This is a genomic window from Roseospirillum parvum (assembly GCF_900100455.1).
Lineage (GTDB): Bacteria > Pseudomonadota > Alphaproteobacteria > Rhodospirillales > Rhodospirillaceae > Roseospirillum > Roseospirillum parvum.
This window is the reverse complement of record NZ_FNCV01000008.1, coordinates 1-26,966: the sequence shown is the minus strand read 5'-3', so window position 1 is coordinate 26,966 and position 26,966 is coordinate 1. Positions and strand designations below refer to the sequence as shown.

Annotated in this window: 27 protein-coding genes; 10 read left to right on the top strand and 17 right to left on the bottom strand. The window is 70.5% G+C overall.

The features are described 5' to 3' along the window. The first annotated feature begins 21 nt into the window (after window positions 1-21). Both BLR95_RS12020 and BLR95_RS12015 read left to right on the top strand, forming a co-directional pair. The gene (locus tag BLR95_RS12020; RefSeq protein WP_092620411.1) at window positions 22-2,487 is read left to right on the top strand and encodes a sensor domain-containing protein; all 2,466 of its coding nucleotides are present in this window, start codon (window positions 22-24) and stop codon (window positions 2,485-2,487) included. 23 nt (window positions 2,488-2,510) lie between these two features. Continuing rightward, window positions 2,511-4,547 carry an ABC transporter substrate-binding protein gene (locus tag BLR95_RS12015; protein ID WP_176787825.1) on the top strand — a complete coding sequence of 679 codons (2,037 nt, stop codon included), beginning with the start codon at window positions 2,511-2,513 and terminating at the stop codon, window positions 4,545-4,547. A gap of 15 nt (window positions 4,548-4,562) precedes the next feature. Here BLR95_RS12015 and fliP read toward each other — a convergent pair whose 3' ends face one another. Genes fliP through BLR95_RS11995 form a run of 4 tightly spaced genes read right to left on the bottom strand, consistent with a single transcriptional unit; the run spans window position 4,563 to window position 6,299 of the window. Beyond that, window positions 4,563-5,318, bottom strand: coding sequence for a flagellar type III secretion system pore protein FliP (fliP, locus tag BLR95_RS12010; protein ID WP_092620405.1), 756 nt, complete (start codon window positions 5,316-5,318; stop codon window positions 4,563-4,565). Continuing rightward, a complete protein-coding gene (locus BLR95_RS12005; RefSeq protein ID WP_176787823.1) occupies window positions 5,315-5,626 on the bottom strand; it encodes a FliO/MopB family protein in 312 nt (103 codons plus the stop codon). Before BLR95_RS12005 ends, fliP begins: the two co-directional genes overlap by 4 nt. 14 nt (window positions 5,627-5,640) lie before the next feature. Beyond that, window positions 5,641-5,934: a hypothetical protein gene (locus BLR95_RS12000; protein WP_092620399.1), complete on the bottom strand. Its 294-nt coding sequence runs from the start codon at window positions 5,932-5,934 to the stop codon at window positions 5,641-5,643. Further along, window positions 5,931-6,299, bottom strand: a complete 369-nt coding sequence (locus BLR95_RS11995) for an EscU/YscU/HrcU family type III secretion system export apparatus switch protein (RefSeq protein WP_092620396.1) — start codon at window positions 6,297-6,299, stop codon at window positions 5,931-5,933. Before BLR95_RS11995 ends, BLR95_RS12000 begins: the two co-directional genes overlap by 4 nt. Before the next feature lie 297 nt (window positions 6,300-6,596). Here BLR95_RS11995 and BLR95_RS11990 point away from each other — a divergent pair, with 297 nt between their 5' ends. The 7 genes from BLR95_RS11990 to BLR95_RS11960 all read left to right on the top strand — a co-directional run bounded on the left by BLR95_RS11990 (window position 6,597) and on the right by BLR95_RS11960 (window position 12,504). Beyond that, window positions 6,597-7,007 carry a flagellar basal body rod protein FlgB gene (locus tag BLR95_RS11990; protein ID WP_092620393.1) on the top strand — a complete coding sequence of 137 codons (411 nt, stop codon included), beginning with the start codon at window positions 6,597-6,599 and terminating at the stop codon, window positions 7,005-7,007. Between the two features lie 45 nt (window positions 7,008-7,052). Then, entirely contained in the window at window positions 7,053-7,463 is a 411-nt protein-coding gene (gene flgC, locus BLR95_RS11985; RefSeq protein ID WP_092620390.1) for a flagellar basal body rod protein FlgC, read from the top strand. A 25-nt stretch (window positions 7,464-7,488) separates the two neighbouring features. Continuing rightward, window positions 7,489-7,803 carry a flagellar hook-basal body complex protein FliE gene (gene fliE, locus BLR95_RS11980; RefSeq protein ID WP_092620387.1) on the top strand — a complete coding sequence of 105 codons (315 nt, stop codon included), beginning with the start codon at window positions 7,489-7,491 and terminating at the stop codon, window positions 7,801-7,803. Window positions 7,804-7,890: 87 nt separating this feature from the next. Then, window positions 7,891-8,157, top strand: coding sequence for a flagellar biosynthesis protein FliQ (fliQ, locus tag BLR95_RS11975; protein ID WP_092620688.1), 267 nt, complete (start codon window positions 7,891-7,893; stop codon window positions 8,155-8,157). 16 nt (window positions 8,158-8,173) lie between these two features. Further along, a complete protein-coding gene (locus BLR95_RS11970) occupies window positions 8,174-8,935 on the top strand; it encodes a flagellar biosynthetic protein FliR (protein ID WP_092620384.1) in 762 nt (253 codons plus the stop codon). Between the two features lie 69 nt (window positions 8,936-9,004). Then, the gene (gene flhB / locus BLR95_RS11965) at window positions 9,005-10,114 is read left to right on the top strand and encodes a flagellar biosynthesis protein FlhB (RefSeq protein ID WP_092620381.1); all 1,110 of its coding nucleotides are present in this window, start codon (window positions 9,005-9,007) and stop codon (window positions 10,112-10,114) included. Then, a complete protein-coding gene (locus BLR95_RS11960; RefSeq protein WP_092620378.1) occupies window positions 10,114-12,504 on the top strand; it encodes an ATP-binding protein in 2,391 nt (796 codons plus the stop codon). The genes flhB and BLR95_RS11960 overlap by 1 nt, the downstream gene beginning before the upstream one ends. A gap of 10 nt (window positions 12,505-12,514) precedes the next feature. Here BLR95_RS11960 and BLR95_RS11955 read toward each other — a convergent pair whose 3' ends face one another. From BLR95_RS11955 to BLR95_RS11930, 6 genes are all read right to left on the bottom strand, one after another. Further along, a complete protein-coding gene (locus BLR95_RS11955; RefSeq protein WP_092620375.1) occupies window positions 12,515-14,011 on the bottom strand; it encodes a TrkH family potassium uptake protein in 1,497 nt (498 codons plus the stop codon). Window positions 14,012-14,250: 239 nt separating this feature from the next. Continuing rightward, window positions 14,251-15,600 carry a PAS domain-containing sensor histidine kinase gene (locus BLR95_RS11950; protein ID WP_092620372.1) on the bottom strand — a complete coding sequence of 450 codons (1,350 nt, stop codon included), beginning with the start codon at window positions 15,598-15,600 and terminating at the stop codon, window positions 14,251-14,253. A gap of 277 nt (window positions 15,601-15,877) precedes the next feature. Next, window positions 15,878-16,237, bottom strand: coding sequence for a DUF5368 domain-containing protein (locus BLR95_RS11945; RefSeq protein WP_092620369.1), 360 nt, complete (start codon window positions 16,235-16,237; stop codon window positions 15,878-15,880). A gap of 21 nt (window positions 16,238-16,258) precedes the next feature. After that, window positions 16,259-17,584 (bottom strand): NAD(P)/FAD-dependent oxidoreductase, encoded by a 1,326-nt coding sequence (locus BLR95_RS11940; protein ID WP_092620366.1) that lies wholly within the window; start codon window positions 17,582-17,584, stop codon window positions 16,259-16,261. Window positions 17,585-17,739: 155 nt separating this feature from the next. Then, the gene (cobT, locus tag BLR95_RS11935) at window positions 17,740-18,771 is read right to left on the bottom strand and encodes a nicotinate-nucleotide--dimethylbenzimidazole phosphoribosyltransferase (protein ID WP_092620363.1); all 1,032 of its coding nucleotides are present in this window, start codon (window positions 18,769-18,771) and stop codon (window positions 17,740-17,742) included. An 86-nt stretch (window positions 18,772-18,857) separates the two neighbouring features. After that, window positions 18,858-19,880, bottom strand: coding sequence for an NAD(P)H-dependent glycerol-3-phosphate dehydrogenase (locus BLR95_RS11930; protein WP_092620360.1), 1,023 nt, complete (start codon window positions 19,878-19,880; stop codon window positions 18,858-18,860). Window positions 19,881-20,061: 181 nt separating this feature from the next. On the opposite strand from BLR95_RS11930, the gene BLR95_RS11925 reads away from it, so the two are divergent. Further along, window positions 20,062-21,072 carry an NAD-dependent epimerase gene (locus tag BLR95_RS11925; RefSeq protein WP_092620357.1) on the top strand — a complete coding sequence of 337 codons (1,011 nt, stop codon included), beginning with the start codon at window positions 20,062-20,064 and terminating at the stop codon, window positions 21,070-21,072. Between the two features lie 185 nt (window positions 21,073-21,257). On the opposite strand, the gene BLR95_RS11920 is transcribed toward BLR95_RS11925, so the two are convergent. From BLR95_RS11920 to cysK, 7 genes are all read right to left on the bottom strand, one after another. After that, window positions 21,258-21,746 carry a DoxX family protein gene (locus tag BLR95_RS11920; protein ID WP_092620354.1) on the bottom strand — a complete coding sequence of 163 codons (489 nt, stop codon included), beginning with the start codon at window positions 21,744-21,746 and terminating at the stop codon, window positions 21,258-21,260. A 12-nt stretch (window positions 21,747-21,758) separates the two neighbouring features. Continuing rightward, entirely contained in the window at window positions 21,759-22,568 is an 810-nt protein-coding gene (locus BLR95_RS11915) for an HvfC/BufC N-terminal domain-containing protein (RefSeq protein WP_092620350.1), read from the bottom strand. Continuing rightward, complete coding sequence (gene bufB / locus BLR95_RS11910; protein WP_092620347.1) at window positions 22,565-23,428, bottom strand: MNIO family bufferin maturase; 864 nt, start codon at window positions 23,426-23,428, stop codon at window positions 22,565-22,567. The genes BLR95_RS11915 and bufB overlap by 4 nt, the downstream gene beginning before the upstream one ends. Before the next feature lie 89 nt (window positions 23,429-23,517). Continuing rightward, complete coding sequence (locus BLR95_RS11905; RefSeq protein WP_176787822.1) at window positions 23,518-23,799, bottom strand: BufA1 family periplasmic bufferin-type metallophore; 282 nt, start codon at window positions 23,797-23,799, stop codon at window positions 23,518-23,520. A gap of 133 nt (window positions 23,800-23,932) precedes the next feature. Further along, the gene (locus BLR95_RS11900) at window positions 23,933-24,313 is read right to left on the bottom strand and encodes a GIY-YIG nuclease family protein (protein WP_092620344.1); all 381 of its coding nucleotides are present in this window, start codon (window positions 24,311-24,313) and stop codon (window positions 23,933-23,935) included. A 237-nt stretch (window positions 24,314-24,550) separates the two neighbouring features. Then, a complete protein-coding gene (locus BLR95_RS11895) occupies window positions 24,551-25,306 on the bottom strand; it encodes a HesA/MoeB/ThiF family protein (RefSeq protein ID WP_092620341.1) in 756 nt (251 codons plus the stop codon). A gap of 55 nt (window positions 25,307-25,361) precedes the next feature. Beyond that, the gene (gene cysK / locus BLR95_RS11890; protein ID WP_092620338.1) at window positions 25,362-26,357 is read right to left on the bottom strand and encodes a cysteine synthase A; all 996 of its coding nucleotides are present in this window, start codon (window positions 26,355-26,357) and stop codon (window positions 25,362-25,364) included. Window positions 26,358-26,966: the final 609 nt, after the last annotated feature.

The window sequence follows — 26,966 nt, the reverse complement described above, 5'->3', positions numbered from 1 at the left end:
TGTTCCGGCAGGGTTCAGCACATGGACACGCCGTTCTTCGGCCGCGAGACACATGCCCTGCGGGGCATCCTGGAAGGAATGCGGGCCGGCGTCAGCGTGACCGACGCCGAGGGGCGCTACGTCTTTGTCAACGCGGGCTATTGCGGCCTCTTCGGCTATTCGGCCGGGGAACTGATCGGGCGCCATTTCAGCCTGGTCCTGCCGGCCGACTCGCGCCCCGAGGCGCTGAATCTGCACCACGGGGTGGTCGCCGGGACGGTCGAGATGGGCGGCGAGTGGACGGTGCTGCGCAAGGACGGCCGGCGGTTCAACGTCGAGGCCCAGGCCGGCCTCTACGAAGACCCCGACGGACAGCGCTTCAGGGTGACCACGGTGGTCGACACCTCGCGGCGCAAGGCGGTCGAGGAAGCCTTGCGGGCCAGTCAGGCGCGCCTTGCCGAGGCCCAGCGGCTGGCCAACCTGGGCCACTGGGAGGTCGACCTGAAAAGCGGCCGGCTGAGCTGTTCGGAGCAGGTGCGGGGCATCCTCGGCCTGGCCCCGGGGCAGGCCCCGCCGACGCGGGCGGCGATCCTCGATATGGTCCATCCGGACGACCGGGCGGCCCTCGAGGCGGCCCAGTCCCGGGCCCTGGAGGGGCACGGCGGCTATACCCGGACCTTCCGCCTGACCCCGCCCGGCGCCACCACGCCCCGGCTGCTGCGCGAGCGCGGCGAGGTGGCACGGTGGCCCGACGGGCGGCCGCGGCGCCTGTTCGGCAGCCTGATGGATATCACCCGCGAGCATCAGCGCGAGGCCGAGCTCAAGAAGCTGTCGCAGGTGGTGGAGCAGAACAGCGCCATCATCCTGATCACCGATCCCGACGGCATCGTGGAATACGCCAACCCCCGGCTGACCGAGGTGACCGGCTTTCCGCTCTCCGAGGTGATCGGCCAGACGCCGCGCCTGTTCCGCTCCGGCCTGACCCCGCCCGAGACCTATCGCGAGATGTGGCGGGCCCTGAAGGACGGCGGCGAGTGGCGCGGCGAGTTGCTGAACACGCGGCGCGACGGCTCGCTGTACTGGGAGCGGGCCCATCTGTTCCCCCTGCACGGAGTCAATGGCGAGATCACCCATTTCGTCGCCATCAAGGAGGACATCTCGGCCCAGAAGGCGGCCGAGGCCGAGCTGAGGCGCGCCCTGACCCTGGACCCATTGACCGGCCTGCCCAACCGGCGCGCCGCCTTCGATCAGGTGGCCGAGCGCATCGCCGCCGGCCCCCGGGAGGGCGCGCGGTTCGCCCTCATCCTGGTCAACCTGGACGGCTTTTCGCGCCTCATCCAGGCCTTCGGCCACCGGCGCGGCGACGCCGTGCTGAAGGAGGTGGCGCGGCGCCTGGGCCGCGCCGTGAGCGCCGACTGCTGGCTGTTGGCGCGCATCGGTGGCGACCGCTTCTGTTTGGCCGTGGAAAACTTCGCCGCCACCGCGCAGGTCGAGCTGACCGCCCGCGCGGTGCTCGACGCGGTGGCCGAGCCGTTCGATGTGGACGGCCAGCCCTGCCGGCTGACCGCCACCCTGGGCATCGCCCTCTACCCGGCCGACGGCGCCAGCGTCGACCTGCTGGTGCGCAACGCCGAGACGGCGGTGCGCCAGGCCCAGGCGCGCGGCCCGGGCTCCTACCGCTTTTTCCTCAAGGAGCGCGGCTCGGGCCGCTCGCTGGGGGTGGAGAGCGACCTCGCCGGGGCCCTGACGCGCGGCGAGCTGTGGCTGGCCTATCAGCCCATCGTCCAGGCCCAGGGGGTCGGGCATGGCGCCTGGGCCGGGCTGGAGGCGCTGATCCGCTGGCAGCACCCCAGGCTGGGCGCGATCAGCCCGGGCGAGTTCGTGCCGTTGTTCGAGGGCACCGATCTGGCCCATGAGATCGGTGGCTGGGTGCTCGCGCGGGCGATGGACGACATCACCACCCTGCGCCGGCAGACCGGGCTCGACCTGTTCGTGTCGGTCAACGTCAGCCCGCGCCAGTTGCGCCGCGCCGAGTTCGCCGAGCGGGTGGCCGAGCTTTTGGCCGAGACCGGCCTGCCGCCGGGGCGGCTCGACCTGGAGATCACCGAGCGGCTGTTCGTCGAGCACCGGCCCGAGGTGATGGCCGTGCTCGAGGTGCTGAACGAGTTCGGCACGGCGATCAGCCTGGACGACTTCGGCACCGGCTACTCGGCCCTGGGCACCCTGCTCGAGCTGCCCATGCGGGTGCTCAAGATCGACCGCCAGTTCGTCGCCAAGGCCACCGACCACAGCCGCGAGCGGCATCTGATCGAGGCGGTCATCACCATGTGCCGCAACCTCTCCATCCTGACCGTGGCCGAGGGCGTGGAGACGCCGGCCCAGGCCCGCACCCTGGCCGAATTGGGGGCCGACCTTCTGCAGGGCTACCTGTTCAGCCGCCCCTTGCCGCTGGCCGAGCTGATCGAGCTGGTGGGGCCGGCGTGCCGGGTCGGCGAGGGGGGGCGATGAAACGCGCCATCATGAAACGCCCCATGAACTCTTTGACGGGCTTTTTGGCCCGCCGTCTGGCCCGCTGTCTGGCGCTGCTCCTGCTGGCCATCCTGTGCGGCCTCGGCGCTCCCTCGGCGCGGGCCGCCGAACAGGTGGTGCTGCAACTGAAGTGGCATCCGCAGTTCCAGTTCGCCGGCTACTACGCGGCCGACAAGCTGGGCTATTTCGCGGCCGAGGGTTTGGCGGTCACCATCCGGCCGCGCCAGCCCGGTCCGAACCCGGTCGATGTGGTGCTGGCCGGCCAGGCCGACTTCGGCGTTTCCGGCAGCGCGGTGGTGCTCAGCCGGTTGCGCGGCCGGCCAGTGGTGCTGCTGGCGGCGGTCTTCCAGCACGCGCCGCTGGTCCTGCTGACGCGCAGCGAGGACGGCATCCTCGGCCCCAGCGAGCTGAAGGGGCGGCGCATCATGCTGGGTCCGGAGCGCGAGGACGCCCTGCTGCTGGCGATGCTGCGCAACCAGGGCCTGGGGCCCGACGATTTCATCCGCGTGCCCCACACCTTCAGCGACACGGCGCTGATCGACGAGGAGGTGGACGCCGTTTCGGCCTATGTGACCAACCAGCCGTTCCAGTATCGCCGCCGGGGGGTGGCGGTGAACATCATCAACCCGGTCGGCTACGGCTTCGACTTTTATGGCGATACCCTGTTCACCTCGGAAGCGCTGGCCCGCCGCCGGCCCGATCTGGTCGCCGCCATGCGCCGGGCCAGCCTGAAGGGCTGGCGCTACGCCCTGGACCATCCCGAGCAGGTGATCGACTGGCTGATCGCCGACTACGGCAGCACCAAAAGCCGCGACTATCTGGCCTACGAGGCGGGCATGACGCGGCGCATGATCATGCCCAACCTGATCGAGATCGGCCACGTCAACCCGGCCCGCCTGAACTGGATCGCCGACGTCTACCGGGCCGAGGGGCTGGCCCCGCCGGCGGGCAGGCTGGATGGCCTGCTGTTCGACGACCTGATGACGCCCCAGGTGCGGCTGCCCGACTGGGTCCGCTGGCTGGGTGGCGGCCTGGGGCTGCTGGGGGCGGCCAGCTTCGCCCTGCTGGCCCTCAACCGGCGCCTGAAAAGGCTGGTCGCCGAGCGCACCCGCGAGCTGGAACGGGCCCGCGACCGGCTTCAGTACTACCTGGACATCGTCGACAAGTACGTGCTGACCTCGGCCACCGACCTGTCCGGGCGCATCACCTATGTCTCGTCGGCTTTCGCCCGGGCCACCGGCTACGACAAGGCGGAGCTGCTCGGCCGCACGCACGGCCTGATCCGCCACCCGGACAACCCGGACAGCCTCTATCAGGAGATGTGGAGCACCGTGCTGGCCGGGCGCTCGTGGCACCGCGAGATGAAGAACCTGGCCCGCGACGGCTCGACCTTCTGGGTGGAAAGCAACATCGAACCGACGCGCGATCACGACGGCACCATCATCGGCTTCACCGCGGTGCGCATCGACATCACCGACAAGAAGCGGATCGAGGAGCTGTCGGTCACCGACCGCCTGACCGGGCTGTTCAACCGCTTCCGCCTGGACGAGGTGCTGGCCCGCGAGTTCGGCCGCTTCGAACGCTACGGCCGGCCGCTGGGGGTGATCCTGGCCGATGTCGACCACTTCAAGCAGATCAACGACAGCCTGGGCCACGGTGCCGGCGACCGGGTGCTGGCCGGGCTGGCCCGGGTGCTGGCCGACAAGGTGCGGGCCGCCGACGTGGTCGGCCGCTGGGGGGGCGAGGAGTTCCTCATCCTGTGCCCGGAAACCGACCTCGAAGGGGCCCTGATGATGGCCGGCAAGCTGCGCGCGGCGCTTGGCGAGGCGGCCGTCGAGGGGCTGGACCTGCCGGCCGGGCGGCGCCTGACGGCCAGTTTCGGGGTGGCGGTCAGCCGCCCCGGCGACACCATCGACAGCCTGATCAGCCGGGCCGACCAGGGCCTCTACCGGGCCAAGAACGAGGGCCGCGACCGCATCCGCACCATCGAGGGCGTGGGCGGCAGTGGCGAGGCCGCCCCGGAGCCCGAACCGGTCTGAGTGGCGACCGGGTCCCTACCCGAAGCTTCTGACCAGACTGCCGACGACCAGATACCAGCCGTCGACCAGGACGAAGAAGATCACCTTGAAGGGCAGCGACAGCATCATCGGCGGCAGCATCATCATGCCCATGCTCATCAGCACCGAGGCGATGCACATGTCGATGATGATGAACGGCACGTAGAGCAAAAAGCCGATCTCGAAGGCACGCCTCAGCTCGCTGATCATGAAGGCCGGGATGAGGGCGCGCAGGGGCGTCGTCTCGGGGCTTTCGGGCACCTCCAGCTCGGCCAGATTGAGCATCAGACTGAGGTCCTTGTCGCGCACGTGGCGCATCATGAAGTCGTGGAACGGCTGGGCCGCCCGCTCGAAGGCCTGCGCCTCGTCGATGCGCTCGTTGACCAGGGGGCGGATGCCGCTGTCCCAGGACTCTTCCAGGGTCGGCGCCATGATGAAGATGGTCATGAACATGGCCAGACTGACCAGCACCGTGTTGGGCGGGCTGGTCCCGGTCCCCATGGCGTGGCGCAGGATCGAGAAGACCACCACGATGCGGGTGAACGAGGTGACCATGACCAGCAGTCCCGGGGCGACGGTGATCACCGTCATCAACAGGACCAGCTGGACGATGCGCGCCGTGGTCGAGCCCGACTCGCCGCCCAGGTCGATGTTCACCTCCTGGGCCAGGGCGGGCTCGGCCAGGGTGGCGACGAGCAGGCCGGCGAGGAGGGCCAGGGCGGGGGAAAGGGCTGGCGACAGAAAGGCTCTCACGGCGTTGTTTCCCCGGGGGCCGGCTCGGCGCCGGGAGGCGCGATGCCGCGTTCCACCACCACGTCGGTGGTGCCCAGAAGCAGCAGGTGCTCGCGGTCGTCGCGCTTGACCAGGACCAGCCGGTGGCGGGCCCCGACCGGCAGGCTCTCGACCAGCTTCAGGCGCCGTCCGCGGGCCCCGGGGGTCAGGCCGCGCAGGGCCTCCGGGCCGTAGCGGCGCAGCAGCGCGCCGCCGGTCAGGATGACCCCGACGACCAGCATCAGGGCGCCGACGAACTGGGCATAGTCGGCCAGGGAAAGATCGCTCACCGCACCCTCGCCCATCAGCCGGCGGGCCTCGGTCCCTGGTCGGCGGCGAGCCGGCGTTCCAGGCGTTCCAGGTGGGCCATCAGGTCGCTCAGGCCGGGGCGCAGGGCGGCGGCGGTGGCCTCGGCGGCCAGTCCCTGGATGCTGCGGCACAGGCGCTCCAGGCGTTGGCCGAGCGGCGCCAGATCGAGGCGTCGGCCGGTCAGCAGGGCGACCTCGGCCTCGGCCAGGGCGACCGCCAGACGGGCCGTTTCGGCGCGCAGGGAGTCGACCATCGGGTCGGCGAACAGGGGCGGCGCGGCGGGGATCATCGCGGCGCCTCCGTGGGGGTGTCGGCGTAGTGCTCGGGCCAGCGGTGGTTGGCCTGATAGACGTAGGCCAGCACCTCGGCGACGGCGGCGAAGGCCTCCAGGGGGATTTCGCTGTCCACGTCGAGCGCCGCCAGGATCTGCGCCAGATCGGCGTCCTGGCGGACCCGCACCCCATGGGCGAAGGCCAGCTCGAGGATGCGCTCGGCGACATGGCCGCGCCCGGTGGCGGTGATCCGCGGGGCGCTGCTGTCGCCGCCGTCCCAGGACAGCGCCACCGCCACCTGACCGTCGGCCCGCCCCGACTGGGGCGGGGCGGGGTCGGACGGGTCGGACGCGGAGTCCGCGAAGCGGGGGGGTCGGGTCATGGCGCGCGGGTGGTGGGGGGGAAGAAAGACCGTGGTGGGGGGTGAGGGATCGCGGCGGGCGAAAGAGGGATCATGGTCCAGTCTGCCCCGGGGTGGCTTTCCGGTTGGTTAACCGATCACCGGCCCTCGTTCCCGCCACCCGCCCCGGCCCTCGTTCCCGCCACCCACCCCGGCCACCCGCCCCGGCCGGCTTTACCGTTCCTTAAGCGGCCCGGCCTAGGGTCGAAGGCGTGGTGGAGGCTCCCCGGAGTGCCACCCGCCTGTCGTCTCCCCGTTTCCGACCCAGGACCGCCGGCCATGAACCTGTCCAACCTGACCCTGTTCAAGATGGCGCACGACCAGATGGACTGGCTGGCCGAGCGGCAGAAGCTGCTGTCCCAGAACATCGCCAACGCCAACACCCCGGACTACGTCGGCCGCGACCTGGAGCCGCTGACCTTCAAGGACATGGTGGTGAGCCGCACCCAGCCGACCCGGCCCACCCTGACCCATCCGTCGCATCTGGCCGCCAACCTGCCCGAGCCGTCGCGCTTCGACGACTTCAAGGAGCGCCGGCCGTTCGAGGTGTCGCCGGACAACAACCACGTCATCCTGGAAGAGCAGATGGCCAAGATGAGCACCACCAAGGGACGCTACGAACTGGCCGCCAAGCTGGTTTCCAAGCACATCAAGATGGTCAAGGCGGCGCTTGGATCGCCCGGCGCCTGAGCGGCTTTTTGACGGCCACGGACAGTCAACGAAGGTATCCGCGTCATGGATGAACTCTACCAGAGCAGTCGCATCGCCGCCTCCGGCATGAAGGCCCAGGCCAAGCGCCTGCGCGTGGTGTCGCAGAACCTGGCCAACAAGGACTCGGTCTCCACCCAGCCGGGGGGCGAGCCCTATCGGCGCCAGGTGGTCACCTTCAAGGCCGAGCTGGACCGCGAGTTGGGCGCCGACAAGGTGGCCGTGCGCAAGGTGATCGAGGACATGTCCGACTTCCAGCGGGTCTACGATCCGTCCCATCCGGGGGCCGACGACGCTGGCTATGTGCTCCGGCCCAACGTCAATCCGCTGATCGAGATGATGGACATGCGCGAGGCCCAGCGCTCCTACGAGGCCAACCTCAACGTCATCTCGACCTCCAAGGAGATGGTCCGTCAGACCATCGACCTTTTGCGCTAACCGACAGGCAAGGGGCTAGCAGGCCATGGCAGTGAACATGAATGGTGGCGTGGCGGCCTATCAGGCGGCGGCCCGCATGGGACCCAAGCCGGGCGGCGGGGCCGCCCCGGCCGGCAACGCGGTCGACACCTTCGCCGGGCTGGTCAAGGACTCGCTCAAGGAAGCGGTCGCCATCGGCCGCCATAGCGAGGAGATGACCAAGCAGGCGATCAAGGGCGAGGCCGACCTGCGCGAGGTGGTGCTGGCCGTCAACAACGCCGAGAACGCCTTGGACACCGTGGTCAAGGTGCGCGACAAGGTGCTGAAGTCCTACCAGGAAATTCTCAAGATGCCGATCTGACGGTTCGCCGGCCGGCTCCCGCCCCCGCGTTTGCCCCGGAACGGCCCCGGCCTGAAAGGGCCCGTGCCCCGAAAGGTCTTGCACAAGGTGAACGAAAGCGCCGTCATCGATATCGCCCGCCTGGGCGTGCTGACCATGATCAAGGTGGCCGGGCCGGTGCTGCTGACCGGGCTGGTGGTCGGGCTGACCGTGTCGCTGTTCCAGACCCTGACCCACCTGCAGGAAATGACCCTGACCTTCGTGCCCAAGATCCTGGCGGTGTTCGTCTCGCTGCTCATCTTCCTGCCGTTCATGATCCAGACCCTGATCGACTTTTTCGAGATGATCACCGACCGCATCATCGCGCTCGGCTGACCGGGGGGCCGGCCCGGTGCTCGACGACTTCCTGACCCTCAACGTCTTCCACTTCATCCTGGTTTTTGCCCGGCTGGGCTCGACCATGATGTTCCTGCCCGGCTTCTCGGCCACCTACGTGACCATGCAGGCCCGGCTGTCGCTGGCCCTGGCCATCACCATCGCCGTGTTGCCGCTGCTCTCGCCGCTGTTGCCGGCCATGCCCGACAGCGCCGCCGAGCTGGTCCGCCTGTTCATCCTGGAGATCACCATCGGCATCTTCCTGGGCAGTCTGGTCAATGTCATCACCACGGCGCTGCATCTGGCGGGCACCGTCATCGGCATCACCGGCGGCCTGATGAACGCCATGGTCTTCGATCCCATCACCGCCCAGCAGGGGGCGATGGTGATCGGCCTGCTCAGCATGATCTCGCTGGTCCTGATCTTCACCCTGGGCCTGCACGGCCTGATGCTGAAGGCGGTGATCGACAGCTACGGGCTGTTCGTGCCCGGTCAGGTGCCGATGAGCGGCGACATGATCGCCATGCTGCGCGACGTGATGAACGATGCGGCCCATGTCGGGCTGCGTCTGGCCTCGCCGTTCATCGTCTTCGCCATGGTCTTCGAGGTGGCCATGGGCATCCTGGTCCGCCTTGCCCCGCAGTGGAACATCTTCTTTGTCGCCCTGCCCCTGAAGCTGACCCTGGGCCTGGGCTTGCTGATGATCGTCCTGCCGGCCATGATGCTGAGCTATCTGAGCTATTTCGAAAACGTCCTGGAAGGGTTCCTGGCCGGCTGAGGGCGGGGTCCCGTCCCCCCGGAACGGGCGCTTCCGGGGGGCGCTCCTGGGAAAAGCGGGCCGGCGGCGATGGCCGAGGAAGACAAGGACTCAAAGACCGAGGAGCCGACCGAACGTCGCCTGGGCAAGGCGCGCGAGGATGGCGACGTGCCGATGTCGACCGAGGTGCGCAACCTGTTCGCCCTGTTCGGGGTGACGGTGGCCCTGGCCACCATGGCGCCCCTGGTGGTCGGCTGGATCGGCCGCGCCCTGACCCGCTACGTGGAGCACGCCGACAGCATCCGCGTCGACACCCCGTCCAATGTCATCGACCAGACCTTCGGCACCCTGGGCGAGGTCGCCCTGGCCCTGGCCCTGCCGGTGTCGCTGTTCGTGGCGCTGGCCATCCTGGGCTCGGTGTGGCAGGTCGGCCTGCTCTACACGCCCAAGAAGATGATCCCCAAGCTGTCCACCATCAGCCCGATCTCCGGGTTCAAGCGCCTGTTCTCCATGAACCAGGTGGTCGAGGTGGGCAAGGGCCTGCTCAAGGTGATCATCGTCGGCCTGCTGCTGTGGCTGATCATCTGGCCGCAGATGCCCCATCCCAGCCAGATCCTCGACATGGCCCTGCCGGCGACCATGGAGTTGCTGCGCGACCTGCTGCTGTTGTTGTTCCTGACCGTCACCCTGCTGATGGTGGTGATCGCCGCCGCCGATCTGGCCTGGCAGCGCTACAGCCACCGCAAGAAGCTGAAAATGACCAAGAAGGAGGTCAAGGACGAGCACAAGGACGTGGAGGGCAACCCGCAGATCAAGGCCAAGATCCGGCAGATCCGCTTCGAGCGCCACCGCCAGCGCATGATGGCGGCGGTGCCGCGGGCCGACGTGGTGATCACCAACCCGACCCACTACGCGGTCGCCCTGCGCTATGACATGGAGACCATGGGCGCCCCGGTGCTGACCGCCAAGGGGGTCGACTATCTGGCCCGGCGGATGCGCGAACTGGCCGTCACCCACGAGGTGCCGGTGGTCGAGAACCCGATGCTGGCGCGCGCCCTTTACGCCTCGGTCGAGATCGATCAGGAAGTGCCGCCGGAGCACTACAAGGCGGTGGCCGAGGTGATCGGCTACGTGATGCGGCTGCGCGGCGGCGCCGGACGGCGCGCCGGAACGGGCGGGGAGGGAACGCGGTGGAACTGATGGTCGGCGGGTTGGTGGCCACGGCGGCGGGGCTGTTCGGGCTGGGCCTGGGCGGGCCGCTGGGGCGCTGGCAGCGGCGGCGCCGCCAACGGCTGGTCGGCGCCGCGCTGGACCACCTGTTCGAGGCCGATGGCGTGGCCCGCGCGGTGCTCGACCGGGGCGGCCGGGTGGTCCGCGCCAATGCCGCCTGGCGCCACCTGTTCGGCGATCTGGAACCGGCCCTGGCCCTGGCCGCGGCGGCCGAGCGGGTGGGCGATGTGGCGGCCGCCGATGGCGCCGAGCGGCTCGCCCGGGCGGCCGGGCTGGGCCGCGCCGAGGCGGCCGAGGTGCGCCTGCCGGGGGATCTGGCCGGGGCTGGCGACGCGGCGCCGCGCGGCCGGGCCTCGGTGCGCCCGCTGCCCGCCGGCGGCCGGCTGTGGACGGCCGAGGACATGGCGGCGCGGCGCGACATCGCCGAGGTGCTGGCCGCCGAGCGCGACGACCTGGGCGACTTTCTCTATTTCCTGCCGGTCGGCCTGTACTCGGCCGACGCCGAGGGACGGCTGCGCTACGTCAACCAGCGCCTCGCCGAGTGGCTGGACGACACCCCCGAGGGGCTGACCGGGCAGCCTCTGGCCGAGGTGCTGGAGGGCCCCGAACGTCCCGATCCGGACGGCGAATGGCGCGGCCGGCTGACCCTGCGCCCGCGCCACCCGGAGGCGGCGCCGCTGCCCGCCGAGGTGGTCCAGGGCCTGTACGACGCCGGTGGCGAGACGCGCACCCGCACCGTGGTCCTGCGGGCCGACGACGCGGCCGCCCCCGGCCTTCGCCCGGCGGTGGCGCCGCCCGGACTGGCCGAGCTGGCCGGCGCGGTGCCGGTCGGTCTGGCCCTGCTCGACGGCGATGGGCTGGTCATCGAGGCCAACCCGGCCCTGGCCCCCATTCTTGGCCTGCCCGAGGGCACCCTGCCGGAAGGCCCGCTGGCCGAGCTGATGGCCGAGGAGGACCGCCCGCTGCTGGCCCAGGCGCTGGCCCGCGACAGCGCCGACAGCCTGCAACTGCGCCTTGCCACCCCGCCGGGTGGCGGGTCCCGCGATGGCGCCACCGAGCGGGTGGTCGGCCTGTTCCTCGGCCCGGCGCCCCGGCCGGCCGGGGCGTGGCTGGCCGTGCTGCTCGACGCCACCGCCCAGAAGACCCTGGAGGCCCAGTTCGCCCAGGCCCAGAAGATCCAGGCCATGGGCCAGTTGGCGGGCGGCGTGGCGCACGACTTCAACAACCTGCTGACCGCCATGATCGGCTTCTGCGATCTTTTGCTGAACCGCCACCGGGCCGGCGATCCGTCCTTCGCCGACATCATGCAGATCAAGCAGAACGCCAACCGGGCGGCCAATCTGGTGCGCCAGCTTCTGGCCTTCTCGCGCAAGCAGCCGCTGCGCCCGGAACGCCTGGAGGTGGGCGAGAGCCTGGGCGAGATGTCGCACCTGCTGCGCCGCCTGCTGGGCGAGCGCATCGAGCTGAAGCTGACCCACGGCCGCGACCTGGGGGCGGTGCGGGTCGATCCCGGGCAGTTCGATCAGGTGATCATCAACCTTGCCGTCAACGCCCGCGATGCCATGCCGCGCGGTGGCATGCTGGGCATTGCCACCGAGAGCCGGCGGATCGACAAGCCGACGCCGCGCGGGGTCGAGGTGATCCCGCCCGGCGACTACGTGGCGATTACCGTCGCCGACACCGGGACCGGCATCGCGCCGGAGAACCTGCCGCGCATCTTCGAGCCCTTCTTCTCGACCAAGACCCCGGACCAGGAGGGCGCCGCCCAGCGCCCGGGCGGCGCCGGCATGGGGCTGGGGCTGGCCACGGTTTATGGCATCGTGCGCCAGACCGGCGGGTTCGTCCTTGTCGAATCGACCCCCGGCGAGGGCACCACCTTCACCATCCTGTTGCCGCGCGCCGAGGCCGCCGCCGAGCCGCCGGCCGCCCCGGCCAATGTCCCGGCGGACGGCCCGGCCGAAGCGGCGGCGCCGGTCGCCGAAACCCCCGGCGGCGGCGAGACGGTGCTGCTGGTCGAGGACGAGGACGCGGTGCGCATCTTCGCCGCCCGCGCCCTGCGCAACCGGGGCTATCAGGTGCTGGAGGCGGCGAGCGGCGAGGGGGCGCTGGACGTGCTGCGCGACGCCGGGCCGATCCAGTTGATGCTGACCGACATGGTGATGCCCGGCATGGACGGCGCCACCCTGGCCGGGCTGGTCCGCACCGAGCGGCCCGACCTCAAGATCATCCTGATGTCCGGCTATTCCGAGGAGATCAGCCGGGGCGATCTGGCCCCCGGCCCGGACCTCACCTTTTTGCCCAAGCCGTTCAGCCTGAAAACCCTGGCCGAGACGGTGCGCGAGGTGCTCGACGCGGGGTGATCGCGGCGCCTCAATTCCGCCAGTAGGTCGGGCTGAGCAGCACCAGCACGGTGAAGATTTCCAGCCGCCCCAGGATCATGGCGCCGCACAGGGTCAGCTTGGCGCCGTCGGGCAGGCTGGCGAAGGTGGTCGCCGGGCCGACCACCGGCCCCAGCCCCGGCCCGACGTTGGCCACCGCGGTGGCGGCGGCGGTCAGGCTGGTCACCAGATCGAGCCCGAAGGCGCCGAGGATCATCGCCGCCAGGGCGATGGCGGCGGCGAAGGCGAGCACGAAGACCATCACCGAGCCCATCTCCTCGACCTCGATCCGGCGCCGGTTGAAGCGCGGGATGAAGGTGCCGCTGGGAAACACCAGATGGCGCAGGTAGACGCGGAAGGTCTCCAGCATCACCCCGACCCGCAGCATCTTGATGCCGCCCGCCGTCGAGCCGGCGCAGGCGCCGCAGAAGGTCAGGTAGAAGAAGATGACCATGGCGAAGGCGCCCCAGTGGCTGTAGTCGCCGATGGCATAGCCGGTGGTGGTGATCACCGAGACCACATGGAAGGCGGCCAGCCGCAGGGCCTCTTCCCCGGCGTGGCCGTTGGCCAGCAGCATCACCGTCAGCACCCCGGTGGCCAGGCCGACCGAGGCGAGGAACAGGCGCACCTGGGCGTCGGTCAGCAGGGGCCGCCAGCGCCCGGCGGCGAGGCCCATCACATAAAGGGTGAAGGGCAGCGCGCCGGCGATCATGAACAGCGCCCCGGTCCATTGCAGCAGCGGCGAGTCGAAATGGCCGAAGGAGTCGTCGTGGGTCGAGAAGCCGCCCGTCGGCAGGGTGGTCAGGGCGTGGTTGACGGCATCGAAGGGGCTCATGCCGCCGGCCCAGTAGGCCAGGGCGCACAGCCCTGTCAGGCCGGTGTAGACGCCGATGATGGCCTTCACCATCTGGGCCGCGCCGGGCAGCGCCTTGTCGTAGCGGTCCGACGACTCGGTGCGGAAAAGCTGCATGCCGCCGACCCGCAGGAAGGGCACGATGGCGATCGCCATGACGATGATGCCGATCCCGCCGGTCCATTGCAGCAGGCTGCGCCACAAAAGGATGCCCGGGGGCAGGACGTCGAGCCCGGTGAGCACCGTCGAGCCGGTGGTGGTCATGCCCGAGACCGCCTCGAAGACGGCATCGATCGGGCTCATCCCGAAGTCGGCGAACAGGAACGGCATCGCCCCGGCCAGCGGCAGGGTGGTCCAGGCCAGCGCGGTGAGCAGGAAGCTTTGGCGCCGGTTGAGGGTGATCGCCGGCTGGCGGGTGGCCAGGGACGTGCCGGCGCCGAGAAAGCCGACGGTGGCCGCCGACAGGGCGAAGGCCTGCCAGTCGGGGTTGTCGGCCATCAGGTCGGCCGCCGCCGGGACCAGCATGAAGCCGCCCAGGATGACGTTGAGGATGCCGACGACGAACAGCACCGGGCGGAAGAACCCTTCCGCCGGCGCGCGCTCGATGGTCGACGGGCGGCGTGGATGGCTGGCCATGAGGTTTGGTTTACGCCGTTTCGCCCCGCCGGCAAAGCCGGCTATTCAAAGGGTTCCGGCAAAGCCGGCGATAGAGAGGTTCCGGCAAAGCCGGCTATTCAAAGGGTTCCGGCAAAGCCGGCACTTCAAAGGGTTCCGGCAAAGCCGGGGATTGACGGGTCTCCGGCCAAGCCGGCGATTGAAGGGTCTTTCGGCCAAGCCGGCGATTGAGAGGTCTTTCGGCCAGGCCGGTGACGGTGTCAGCCGTCCGGGCGGGCCGGGTGGCCCGGGTTGAGGGCGTCCTCCGGGAAGGCCAGGGTGACCGTGGTGCCCTCGCCGGGGGTGCTGTCGATCCGCAACTCGCCGCCATGCAGGCGCAGGATTTCCTGGCTGATGCTGAGGCCGAGCCCGGTCCCCTGGTGGCGCCGGTTCAGCGAGTGGCCGTGCACCTGGCCGAAGGGCTTGAGGGCGATCTCCTGCTCCTCGGGCGTCATGCCGAAGCCGGTGTCGCTGATCACGATGCGGTGCCAGCCGCCACCGCAGCGGTTGGTGATCACCACGCCGCCGTGCTCGGTGAACTTGATGGCATTGCCGATCACATTGAACAGCGCCTGTTTGACCCGGGTGCGGTCGACCACCAGGGTGTGCAGGGCGGCGGTGCGGTTGTCCAGGCTCAGGCCCTTGTCGGCCGCCCAGTCGGTCAGCACGGCCAGCACGTCGTCGATCAATCCGCGCATGTCCTCGACGCTGCGTTCCAGCTCCAGGCGGCCGGCCTCGATCTTGGCCAGATCGAGAATCTGGTTGATGACCTCCAGCAGGTGGTGGCCGCTGCGATGGATCAGCGCCGCGTAGTCGCGATAGGCTTCCGGCAACTCGCCCAGCGCCTTCAGGCTCATCGCCTCGGAAAAGCCGATGATGGCATTGAGGGGGGTGCGCAACTCGTGGCTCATGTTGGCCAGGAACTCGGACTTGGCCACGTTGGCCGCCTCGGCGGCCTGGGTGGCGGCGAGCAGCCGTTCGCGCAACGCCTTCTGTTCGGAGACGTCGTCGATCACCCAGGTGACGCCCTGGCTCAGGTCGGCCGGGCGGCCGTCGTCGATGGCGCGGCCCGACAGCAGGCACCACATGGGGCTGCCGTCGCGCCGCCGCAGGGGGTATTCGATGTGGATCTGGTCACCCTCGGCGAGCGGCGTGAAGTGGCTTTTGCCGAAGGCCAGGAAGCTCTCCTCGGAGACGTGCAGGTCGCGCACCGACAGGCCGATCATCTGCCCGGGGCTGTCGTAGCCGAACATCTCGGCCATGCGGTCGTTGGCCTCGATAAGGCGGCGTTGGCCGTCGACCATGCCGATGCCGACCGCCGAGTTCCTGAGGATGGCGCTGAGCTGGGCGATGCGCGCGTCGCGCCGGGCCAGGGTCTGGTCCTGGCGCTCGAGGCGGGCCACCTCGGCCCGCCGGCGGCGGTTCAGCCTCGCCTGGTGGATGAGCAGCCCGGCGACGGCCAGCAGCAGTCCGGCGATGGCCAGCGACAACGGATGCCGGGCCAGCAGCGACGGGCTTTCCGCGTCCGGGTGGGGATGGCCGAGGCCGGCGGCCGGGCCAAGCTGAAGCACGACGCCAAGGACGAGAGCCCAAAGGCTCAGGCGTCGCCACGAAACGGAGCGCCGGGCACCCGTGGCCCGGGCCGACAGATCTGGCACACCGCACCTCGCTCTTGGCTCAAGGCCCCCGAAACACAGGGTAGCCCGAGCCCGCCGGGCGCGCCAAGAGCAGAACCACCGAAGCCGCGGATGGCACAGTCACGGTGGATTTCCGGTGCGCCGTCCGGCGCTGGCGCGGTGTGCCTTATGTGCTTGATGCCATAGGTTTTTCAGCCGGTCCGGGCGATCCCTACTCCCACACCGGCGGCCGGGCCAGCCGGATCAGGCCCTGGATGGCATAGGCCAGGATGGTGGTGCCAACCAGCCCCATGCCCCAGATGATGCCGATCAAGAGCCAGTCGACCGGGCCGCCGGCATCGGTGAAGCCGGACACGGTGACCCAGGCCATCAGGGCCAGGGCGGCGAAGCCGCCGACCACGCCGATCAGCTCGGAGCGGATCAGACGGCGGCTGTCCAGGCCGCCCTCGCGCCACAGCACGAACAGGCAACTGCCGGTGCCGAGCACCGAGACGGCGATGAGCAGCCACAGCAGGGGGCCCATCATCTCCTGCAGGACGGCGAGAAAGACCATCGGGTCGAGGGTATCCATTGGGTGTCTCCTCCCGGTTTCTCAGGCTTCGCCGCGCAGCATGGCGATGTAGGTCGGCTTCAGGGCGATGGTCTTCATCACCCAGGTGATCCACAGCTCCTCCAGCGGCGCGACGATGCCCGGGAAGGAGGGGGTGAGGTTGTTGTCGTAGTCGAACTCGACCAGCATCGCCCGCCCCAGCTGGGTGATCAGCGGGCACGAGGTGTAGCCGTTGTAGCTGGCCTCGCTGTCCACCCCGGCGATGGTCGCCACCAGATGCTCGGCCGCCACCGGCACCTGCCATTTGACGCTGGCCGCCGTCTTGCCCTTGGGCACCCCGGCGATGTCGCCGACCGCCCAGATGTTGTCGAAGCGGCCGTGTTTCAGGGTGTGCATGTCGACCTCGGCCCAGCCCTGGTCGACCCACTTGTCGGCCCACGGCAGGGGGCTGTCCTGCACCGCCTTCGGCGCCCGCATGGGCGGGATCACGTTGATGAAGTCGTAGTCGATCTCCCGGGGCCCGTCCGGGGTGGCGAAGGTGGCCCGTTTGGCCCCCAGGTCGATGGCGGTCAGGGTGTGCTGATAGCGGCTTTCGACGCCCCGGTCGCGGTACAGCATGCGCACCTTCTCGTGCACGATGGGCACGCTGAACAGCGAGCCCTGCGGGCAGGCGTAGACCAGCTCGGCCTTGCCCCGGTTGCCCGCCTGGCGCAGCCGATCATCGGTGATGAAGGTGTATTTCAGGGGGGCGCCGGCGCATTTCATCTCGGTCGCCGGGCGCAGGAAGACGCCCCGGCCGCCTTCCTCGACAAAGCGCGCCATGGCGCCCCAGGTGGCGGCGGCGGCTTCCGGGCCGGCGTAGTGGCTGCCCAGGCCGTTCTGGCCGATGCGCCCGGTGTCCATGCCCTCGATGGCGTCGTAGTCGAGGCGCATGCCGGTGGCCAGCACCAGATAATCGTAGGGCACCGACCGGCCCGAGGCGGTGACCACGCGGTTGCCCTCGGGGTCGAACTCGGCCACCGCTTCCTCGATCCACTCGACCCCGTCGGCGACGTACTGGGCGGTGTTCGACACCGCGTACTCCTGCGGCTTCAGGCCGCCGGCGATCAGCGTGAAGCCGGGCTGATAGAAGTGCTTCTGGCGGGCGTCGACCAGGGTGATGGTGGCCCCCTCCAGGCGCTGGGCCAGGGTCGAGGCCATCGACAGCCCGGCCGCCCCGGCCCCGGCGATGACGATGCGCGCCTTGGTCGGCACCTTGCGCGCCGCCTGCGCCGAGGACAGCGGGACGGCACTGAGCGCGGCGCCGGCGGCGCCCAGCTTGAACAGGTCGCGGCGACTGAGGCCGGGCGGAAGGCGGTGCTTGGGCATGTCGGGGCGGGCTCCCTTGCTGACGGCGAACCGGTGGGGTGAGGCCGACAACTATAGAAGGTCCCGATACATTAGGGAAGGCGAATATTTCCGCCCGGGTCCCAATCCCGACCGATTGTTGCCCGGTCTCGACCGGCCCCCGCGCCCCGCACCGCTCAGGCGACGGGGGGCGACTCGCTGACCGCCGCCTCGGCGAAGGTGGCCATGCCGCCATGGCAGGCCGCCGCGGCGCGGCACAGCGGCACCGCCAGGGTGGCCCCGGAGGCCTCGCCCAGGCGCATCCCCAGGTCGAGCAGCGGCGCCGGTCCGCCCAGCCGGGCGACCAGACGGCGATGTCCCGGCTCGGCCGAGCCATGGGCGACGCGGCAGTGGTCCAGGGCGTGCGGCGCCACCGAGGCCAGCGGCGCCGCCGCGGCACAGCAGATGAAGCCGTCGAGCAGCACCGGCACGCGCTTCAGCCGGGCCGCCACCACCGCCCCGGCGATGGCCGCCAGCTCGCGCCCGCCCAGGCAGCGCAGGGCCTGCAACGGATCGCCCAGCAACGCCTTGTTGGCCTCGGCGCCGGCGGCGACCAGCTCGGTCTTGCGGTCCAGCGCGGCGCCCGACAGGCCGGTGCCCGGGCCGGTCCAGTCACTGGCCGTGCCGCCGTACAGGCCCAGGCAGACGGCCGCCGCGGCGGCGGTGTTGGCGATGCCCATCTCGCCCAGGGTCAGAAGGTCGATGTCGTCGGGCACCGCCTGCATGCCGGTGACGATGGCACGCACGCACTCTTCCTCGCTCATCGCCGGGCCTTGGGTGAAGTCGGCGGTGGGGCGGTCGAGCTCCAGCTCGATGACCTCGAAATCGACCCCCGAGGCGCGGCACAACTGGTTGATGGCCGCCCCGCCGGCGCGGAAGTTGGCCACCATCTGCACCGTCACCTCGGGCGGAAAGGCCGAGGCCCCGCGCGACGCCACCCCGTGGTTGCCGGCGAAGACCAGACAGTGGGCCCGCTCGACCCGGGGCGGATGGCGCCCCTGCCAGGCGGCCAGCCAGTGGGCCAACTCCTCCAGCCGGCCCAGCGAGCCGGCCGGCTTGGTCAGTTGCGGCTCGCGCGCCTCGGCGGCGGCGCGGGCCGTCTTGTCGGGGCCGGGCAGACTGCCCAGGATCTGGGAAAATTCGGCAAGGGAGGCCGGCACAACCACCATCTGGGAATTCCTCGGCAAGCGTGAAAAGGGGGCTCAACATGCCGCAAGCGGCCCCGCCTGCCAAGGCGCAGGGGGGGCGGTCGGGCTCAGTTTCCTTCCATTTTGAACGGCCGGTTGAGCAGCCCGCTGATGGTATCGTCCAGGTCGGCGTCCTGGTGGACGATGGCGTTCACCGCCTGGCAGATCGGCATCTCCACGCCCAGGGTTTCGGCCAGCCCGGCCAGCGCCTGGGCGGTGCTCACGCCCTCGGTCACGGCGCGCCGCCCGGCCATCACCTGGGCCGCGCTGTGCCCCTGGCCGACCGCCACGCCAAGGGAATAGTTGCGCGATTGCAGCGAACTGGCGGTGAGCATCAGGTCGCCCAGCCCGCACAGGCCCATCACCGTGCCCGGCTGCCCGCCCAGGGCCACCGCGAGGCGGGTGATCTCGGCCAGACCCCGGGTGATCAGGGCGGCGCGGGCGTTGTCGCCCAGGCCGCGCCCCTCGACGATGCCGCAGGCGATGGCCAGCACGTTCTTCACCGCGCCGCCCACCTCGGCGCCGATCAGATCGTCGCTCAGGTAAGGGCGGAAGCTGGGGCCGCCCAGCGTCTCGACCAGGGCGGCGCCCAGCTCGGCGTCGGCGCAGGCCAGGGTGACGGCGGTCGGCAGGCCGCGCGCCACCTCGGCGGCGAAGGTGGGCCCGGAGAGCGCCGCCAGCGGGGTGCCGGCGGGCAGCACGCGGGCCGCCTCCTGGCTCATCAGCCGGCCGCTGTCCAGGGCGATGCCCTTGGCGCAGATGACCGCCGGCACCGGCCGTCCGCCCCGCCCCAAGGGCCAGTGGGCGGCCGCCTGGGCGCCGACGGTGGCCAGATGCTGGGCCGGGGTGACCAGCAGCACCGCCTCGGCCCCGGCCAGCGCCTGGGCCAGATCGGCGGTGGCGGTGATGCCGGGGTCGAGCGCCACGTCGGGCAGATAGTCGGGGTTGGCGTGGTCCTCGGTGATGGCCCGGGCGGTCTCAGGCTCGTGGGCCCACAGACAGACCTGGCGGCCGGCCCGGCGGGCGGTCTGGGCCAGGGCGCTGCCCCAGGCCCCGGCGCCGATCACGGCAAGGCGGGTGAAATACTGCACGGTGGCTCTCTCCTGTTGCCAAGCGCGCCTTGGTAGCCCCTATCCGGGGCCGCCGGCAAGACAGCCGGTTGGATCGTCCGCTTTCATCAGCCAGTTTGATCGCGCGGTTGCAATCGGGCGGCGGTTGGGGCACTTCAGGGAACCGCGATTTTCGTCCCTCTGGCCACCCCGTCCCGACCCCATGACCATTCTTGTCACCGGCAGCGCCGGCTTCATCGGCTTTCACACCGCGCGCCGGCTGCTAAAGGCGGGGCGGCGCGTGGTCGGCTTCGACGTGGTCAACGCCTACTACGACCCGGCCCTGAAGGAAGCCCGGCTGGACCAGTTGAAGGCCTACCCCGGCTTCACCGAGGTGCGCCGCGATCTGGCCGACCGCGCCGCGCTGGACGCCGCCTTCGCCGAGCACAAGCCGCGCGCCGTGATCCATCTCGCCGCCCAGGCCGGGGTGCGCTACAGCGTCGAGAACCCCGGCGCCTACGTGGACAGCAACCTGGTCGGCTTCGCCAACCTGCTGGAATGCTGCCGGGCGGCCGAGGTCGCGCATCTGGTCTATGCCTCGACCAGCTCGGTCTACGGCGCCAACACCGCCCAGCCGTTCGCCGAGACCCAGGGCGTCGGCCACCAGATGAGCCTCTATGCCGCCACCAAGCGGGCCAACGAGGTGATGGCCCACGCCTACGCCCACCTCTTCAACCTGCCGACCACGGGCTTGCGCTTCTTCACCGTCTACGGGCCCTGGGGGCGGCCCGACATGGCGCTGTTCAAGTTCACCAAGGCGATGCTGGCCGAGCAGCCGATTGAGGTCTTCAACCACGGCCGGATGGCCCGCGACTTCACCTATATCGACGACATCGTCGATGGCGTGCTGCGGGTGCTCGACCACATCCCCACCCCCGATCCCGACTGGGACCCGGCCAACCCGCGCCCCGACACCAGCGGCATCGCCCCCTTCCGGGTCTACAACATCGGCCGCGGCGCCCCGGTGGCCCTCAACGACTTCATCGAGGTGCTGGAAAAAACCCTGGGCATGAAAGCCCAACGCCGCCTGCTCGACATGCAACCCGGCGACGTGCCCAGCACCCACGCCGACATCAGCGCCCTGAGCCACGATACCGGCTACCAACCCCAGACCAGCGTCGAAGAAGGCGTGCCCAACTTCGTCCACTGGTACCGCCAGTTCCACCGCATCTGATCGCCGGCGCCCCGAGAGGGCCCACCGCAAAGGGGCGCTGCCCCTTTGATCCCCGCTGGGGAGGCCGTGGGGCCTCCCCAGACCCCACCATGACTTAAAACCCCACCGAGGGGGGCTTGCCCCCCTCGGTGGGGTTTTGACTCACGGCGGGGGTCCGGGGGGACCCCAGGTCCCCCCGGCGGGGGTCAAGGGGGCGGCGCCCCCTTGCCGTCGGTCCTCCTCGGGGCGCCGGCGATCAGGTGATCGGCGGAGGCGCGGCCGGGGCCGTGGGCGATCAGGTAGAGCAGGGTGGTGGCCCACAGGGTGTGGTCGGGCCAGTTTGCGGGATAGACGAACAGTTGGATGGTGGCGGTCATGGCGAGCAGGGCGAGGGCGCCGAGGCGGCTGGCCAGGCCGAGGACGAGCAGTATGGGAAGGACGTGTTCGGCCCAGGTGGCGAGGATGGCGGCGGATTCGGGTGGGATCAGGGGCACCTGGTATTCGTCGGCGAACAGGAAGTAGGTGGTGCTGGTGATGGTGAAGTCACCGTCCACCTTGGTCTGCCCGGAGCGCCAGAAGATGCCGGCCAGCCCGAGGCGGGCCAGCAGGGCCAGCAGGTCGTGCGGGATCAGGCGGCCGGCGCGCGCGGTCAGGGCGTGGGTGCGGTCGCTAAGGCGGGACAGGGCCGGGGTCATGGCGGGGGCCCTTCAGAGTGAGACGCCGACGATGACGCGGCTGCCCAGCAGGCGGCCGAGCAGCCGGGCCGGGTCGGCGTTGTCGGGACTGGCCTCGGCCAGCGCCGCGCCGAGCGGCATGCCGGCGGCCAGGGCCTGGATCAGGGCCAGGCCCGGCGCCCCGACGGGCAGCACGGCGACGTCCATCTCCGGGCGCAGGATCAACAGGTGGTCCGGTCCCTCGTCCAGGCTGATGGTGGCGCTGTCGTCTTCGATCCATCTCTCGGCCCAGCCCTCGCCCCGGTTGGCGGCGACGATGCGGGCCACCGGCCAGGGCGAGGCCAGGGTGCGGTGGGCCGGATGCACGGCCAGACGGACCCGGGGCAGGACCCCCGGGGCCAGGTTGCCCAGGGTGCCGCCCAGGGTGTCGGTGTCGAGCGGGGTGGCGTCGGCCTCGTGGAGCACCTCGTTGATGGCCCATTCCAGGCGCGCCACGTCGGGCAGGTAGGGCAGCCCGGCGGCGGGCGGGAAGTCGGCCAGGAAATCCCCCAGCTCGCCGCCCCACTCGGCCAGCACCGGGGTGCGCGGCGGGTGGGCCTCGATGAAGCGCCCGGCCAGGGCGGCGAAAAACTCTTCGCCGACCAGCCGCTGGATGGCCGGATAGTGGGCGGCCAGGGCCTCGCTCAGGCCGATGCGGGTGGCGTTGCGGTGGATCGACAGGCGCTGTTCGGGTCTCAGGCCGTTGCCGGTGATGGCGGCGATGAGCTCCGGCGTCGGGCCGGGGCCCAGGGCGTTGGCCACGAAACCGGCCAAGGGGAAGCCGGCCGGGGGGAAGGCGGTCATGAAGCAATCCTTTCGGCGTCCGGGGCGAGGGCGGCCAGATGGCGTTCGGCCAGTGCGGCCTCGGCGAGCAGGGTGTCGAGCGGCGGCAGGTTGGCGTCCCACTCGATCAGGGTGGGGCGCGGGCCGAAGCGGTCCAGGGCGTGCTGGAACAGCGCCCAGGTGGGGTCGGCGACCGGGCTGCCGTGGTCGTCGATGGCGATCACCGTGCCGTCGATGACCTTGCGGCTGTGCCCGGCGAGATGGATTTCGCCAACCAGATGGGGCGGGATGCGGTCCAGCCAGGCGGACGCGTCGAAGCCGTGGTTGGTGGCGCTGACCGCCACGTTGTTGACGTCGATCAGCAGCCCGCAGCCGGCGGCCTCGGCGGCGGCGACCAGGAAATCGGGCTCATCCAGGGTGCTCTCGGCAAAGCGCAGGTAGGTCGAGGGGTTCTCGATCAGGATGGGGCGGCCGAGGGCCTCCTGCATGCGCTGGATGTGCGCGATCAGGCGCCTGAGCGACTCCTCGGTATAGGGCAGGGGCAGAAGGTCGTTCAGATAGGTGGCGCCGTGGCCGCACAGGGCCACATGCTCGCTGACCAGGGCCGGCTGGTAGCGTTCGACCAGGGCCCGGGTGCGGGCCAGATGCCCGGGGTCGGGCGGCTCGGCGCCGCCCAGCGACATGCCCACGCCATGCAGCGACAGCGGATGGTCCTGGCGAATCTCGGCCAGCCAGGCGTGGTAGGGACCGCCCTTGCCCATGGCGTTCTCGGTGTGGATCTCGAAAAAGCCGAGGTCTGGGCGGCGGGCCGCGATCTCGGCGAAATGCTCGGACTTGAGGCCGATCCCGGCCCGGGGGGCGAGGGGCGGGGCGGTGGTCATGGCGGCGACTCCGGGGGAAGGGGGCGGAAGGGCCGGCGGGAACCGCTGGTTCGAGGGGTTCCCGCCGCCCGGCGATGCCTGGATGGCCCCTACATCTTGGGGCTGGTCGAGCCGCCGACGATCTTGTCGCAGGTGCCCTTGGGCACGGCGATAAAGGCATCGCCCTGGCCGTCGGTCTTCGAGGTGCCGGCGCACGAGCTGGTCGCCGTCTGGCAGTCGTTCTTGCCCGCCTTGGCGACGCCGTAGCACTTCTCCATCTCGGCCGCCTGGGCCGGGGTGCCGGTCATCGCCAGCGCCACCACCAGCGCGGCGGCCAGGCTGGTGCCGGCGGTCAGGGCGCGGGCGGTGGTGGTCTCGGTGTTGTGGGTCATGGCGAAAAGCCTCCTTGGGTGGTTCTTGGGTCTGTCCGGTCTTGCGGGCCGGCGCATCCGCCGACAGACCCAAGACTGCCCGGGGGAAGCCGATCAGGGAAATAACACATGCGTGAGGTGGGTCTTGCGCCGATCACGGAGGCGTGAGCGCGGCCCGGAGAATCCGCGCCATCTGGGCGGAGGATGCGTCAAGGCAGACCAGATGACTGGGGCAAATCCGGCAATCCGAGCTGCCGAAGCCTGGCACCGGAACGGTCGCCCCGGCGGCCAGCAGGGCGGCCACCAGAGCGCATTCGCCGGCCCCCGGGAAGGCCAGGAAACCGACCTCGACCGCCGGCTCCACGGTCAGGCGGTCGACATGCCAGCGAATCGCCTTGTCGCGCCGCAGATGACGCCCCAACCGGGCCCGCAACCCCCCAGGCCCATAGGCGCTGCCGGCATACCAATAGACCCCAGGCGCCAACCACACCCCCGGTCCCACCCCCAACCGCAACACATACGCCCCACCCGGCATCACACCCCTCCCCACGTTGAGCCTCGGATCGACAGGCCAAGGGGGCGCTGCCCCCTTGGAACCCCCGCCGGGGGGACCAGGGGCCCCCCGGACCCCCGCCGTGACTTAAAACCCCACCGAGGGGGGCTTGCCCCCCTCGGTGGGGTTTTGACTCATGGTGGGGTCTGGGGAGGCCCCCCGGCCTCCCCAGCGGGGTTCCAAGGGGCGGCGCCCCTTGGCCTGCCGGCCCGAGTCTCATCATGCGGCGGGTGTGCCGCAGGTCGGGCAGTGGGGGTCTTTGGGCAGGGTGATGGTTCGGGTTTGGGTATTGAGGCCGTCGTAGATGAGCAGTCTGCCGGCCATCGACTCGCCCAGGCCGAGCAGTTCCTTGATCACCTCGGTGGCTTGCAGGGTGCCCAGGGTGCCGGCGACGCTGCCCAGGATGCCGGCGTCGGTGCACGAGGCGTTTCCGCCGGGTGGGGGTTCCTCGGGCACCAGGCAGCGGTAGCAGGGGCCGTCGGGTTTGAAGGTGGCCAGTTGGCCGTCGAACTGGCGCACGGCGGCCGAGACCAGGGTTTTGCCCTGGCGGTGGCAGAGGTCGCCGACGAGCAGGCGGGTGGTGAAGTTGTCGCAGCCGTCGGCGACCACGTCGACCGAGTCGATCAAGTCGGGCGCGGTGGTGGCATCGAGGCGGTGGGGAATCGGCCGCACGGTGACGTCCGGGGTCAGGGCGGCCACCGTCTGGGCGGCGCTTTCCGCCTTGTTTTGCCCCAGACGCGACTGGTTGTGCAGGACCTGGCGTTGCAGGTTGGAGGGTTCCACCACGTCGTCGTCGGCGACCAGCAGGGTGCCGACTCCGGCGGCGGCCAGGTACAGGGTGAGCGCCGAGCCCAGGCCCCCGGCGCCGACGATCAGCACCCGGGCGGCGAGCAGTTTCTCCTGCCCCACGCCGCCGACTCCGGGCAGCAGGATGTGGCGGGCGTAGCGCTGGATGTGGTCCTCGGTCAGGGGCATGGCGGCGACTCCGGGGGGATGGAAGCCCCGATGTGGCCGCCGCCAGCCCGGGAAATCAAGCCCCTCCGCCGAGGCCTTCGAACAGCGCGGTGGACAGGTAGCGCTCGGCGAAGCTGGGCAGGATGACGGCGATGGTCTTGCCGGCCATCTCCGGGCGCTTGGCCACCTCGACGGCGGCGGCCAGGGCGGCGCCGGAGCTGATGCCGACCGGCAGACCCTCCAGTTTGGCGACCCGACGGGCCATGGCGAAGGCGCTTTCGTTGCCGATGGGAATGATCTCGTCGAGCACCGAGCGGTTGAGGATGGCCGGCACGAAGTTGGCGCCGATGCCCTGGATCTTGTGCGGCCCCGGCGTGCCACCGGCCAGCACCTGGCTGTCCTCCGGCTCGACGGCGATGATCTTCAGGTCGGGGTCGCGGGCCTTCAGGGTCTCGCCGATGCCGGTCAGGGTGCCGCCGGTGCCGACGCCCCCGACCACCGCGTCCAGTCGGCCGTTGGTGTCGATCCACAGCTCCTCGGCCGTGGTCCGGCGGTGGACCGCGGGGTTGGCGGGGTTCTCGAACTGCTGGAGCAGGACCGCCCCGTCGATCTCCCCGACCAGCTCGCGGGCCCGTTCGACGGCGCCGTTCATGCCCTTGGCGGCCGGGGTCAGGACCAGCTCGGCGCCGAGCAGGGCGACCATCTTGCGCCGCTCGATGGACATGCTCTCGGGCATGGTCAAGATCAGCCGGTAGCCCTTGGCGGCGGCCACGAAGGCCAGCGCGATGCCGGTGTTGCCCGAGGTCGGCTCGACCAGGGTGGCGCCGGGCTTCAGGCGGCCATCGGCCTCGGCCGCCTCGATCATGGCATGGCCGATGCGGTCCTTCACCGAGGCCAGCGGGTTGAAGAACTCGCACTTGCCAAGAAGGGTGGCCTGGGCCCCGGTGTCGGCCCCGAGGCGCGCCAGGCGGACCAGCGGCGTGGCGCCGATGGTGGCCAGGATGTCGTCGTAGATCTGGCCACGGGCGGCCGGCGTGGGCTGGGAAACGTCACGAAGGGCGGGCTGGCTCATGATTAAACTCCAAAAATAGTGTAATTCACAGCATTTGCGCTGCACGGAATGTAATATAGTCGGCGCGGCGATGCAAGGCCGCCCCGTTTGGTGCGCTCGGCGCGGTCTGGGCAGGCTGGTGGAATTTCCTCTTGCACCGCACCAGGGCCATCCGTATATTGGGAATTCGCCTCGGCGCCTTGGCGCGCCGAACCTCTGCAGAAAGCCGCCGGACCTTCCGGGGTCCACGACGTCTCCCCGCGCTGCCGCATGGCTCGCGGGATCAAGGCGCCGCCGACGGTTTTCGGCCCGACCCGGGTTTCGCTTCGGCGGGATTGGGGTCGGCGGTTGGGTCCTCCAGCCTCTGTCGAATTGATCGCAACGATCCTTCAACAGAGTGCTTGACAGGGTCCTCCGGGGGGTCTAAAAGGCGGCCTCCCTGGCGGGACGGTGGTTCTGCCGCTGACTGCTGGGGGGCTCTACCGGACTGAAATTCCTGCTCTTTTTGGGCTGGGGGTGAGGTTCGGGAGGTATCGGTCCGGGGTGATGCCCGGGGTTTGGTGCCGCTGCTTTTTGACATTGTGGAAGAAGTCGCGTGGAAGGGATGCGCGGGCGGCGAGAGTCGGTTTC